This window comes from Mycobacterium sp. 852002-51971_SCH5477799-a, from assembly GCF_001667145.1.
In the GTDB taxonomy this organism is placed as follows: domain Bacteria; phylum Actinomycetota; class Actinomycetes; order Mycobacteriales; family Mycobacteriaceae; genus Mycobacterium.
Window position 1 is genome coordinate 1 of the sequence record NZ_LZIF01000007.1, and the last position, 977, is coordinate 977.

Consider the following 977-nt stretch of genomic DNA (forward strand, 5'->3'; position numbering starts at 1 on the left):
CAGACCGCTTTGGCGGTGCTGCTGGGCAAGCTCAGCGCCAGCGCGGATGTGGCGGTGGGGTTCCCGATCGCCGGGCGGCGCGATCCCGCCCTCGATGAGCTGGTCGGGTTTTTCGTCAACACGTTGGTGTTGCGGGTGGATGTGGGCGCCGATCCCACCGTTGGTGAGTTGTTGGCTCAGGTGCGGGCGCGCAGTTTGGCCGCCTATGAGCATCAGGATGTGCCGTTTGAGGTGCTAGTGGAGCGGCTGAATCCGGTCCGGTCGTTGACCCATCATCCGTTGGTGCAGGTCATGCTGGCCTGGCAGAACTGGCAAGACGCTGATCCCGCCGCCGGGGTGGCCTTGGGGGAGGTGCAGGTCACGCCGTTGCGGGCCGATACCGACACCGCGCGCGCGGATTTGACGTGGTCGTTGGCCGAACGCTGGACCGAGGCTGGTGAGCCCGCCGGCATTGGCGGGCAGGTGGAGTTCCGCACCGATGTGTTTGATGTGGCCAGCATTGAGGTGTTGGTGGAGCGGTTGCAGCGGGTGGTGTTGGCGATGACCGCGGATCCAGCGCGGCGGCTCTCGTCGGTGGATGTGTTGGGTGTTGGTGAGCGTGCCCAGTTGGAGGGGTGGGGTAATCGGGCGGCGTTGATGTCCCCGGTTGTGCAGCTGGGTGTCTCGGTGTCGATTCCGGCGGTGTTCGCCGCGCAGGTGGCCCGGGCTCCGGAGGCGGTGGCGCTGAGTTTTGAGGGCGAGTCGTTGACGTATCGGCAGCTTGATGAGGCCTCGAATCGGTTGGCGCATTTTCTGGTGGGTCAGCGGGTGGCTGCCGGTGATCGGGTGGCGTTGTTGTTGCCTCGGTGCGCTGAGGCGATCGTGGCGATTTTGGCGGTGCTCAAGACCGGGGCGACCTATGTGCCGATCGATCCGACACAGCCGGGGGCGCGGATGCAGTTCATGCTCGCTGATGCGGGGCCGGTCGCGGTGGTGAC

1 protein-coding gene is annotated in these 977 nt (G+C 66.1%); it reads left to right on the forward strand.

Going from position 1 to position 977, the window contains the following annotated elements; genetic code table 11:
• The coding region (locus A5753_RS00650) for a condensation domain-containing protein (RefSeq protein WP_156655842.1) at positions 1-977 on the forward strand (977 nt) is incomplete at both ends.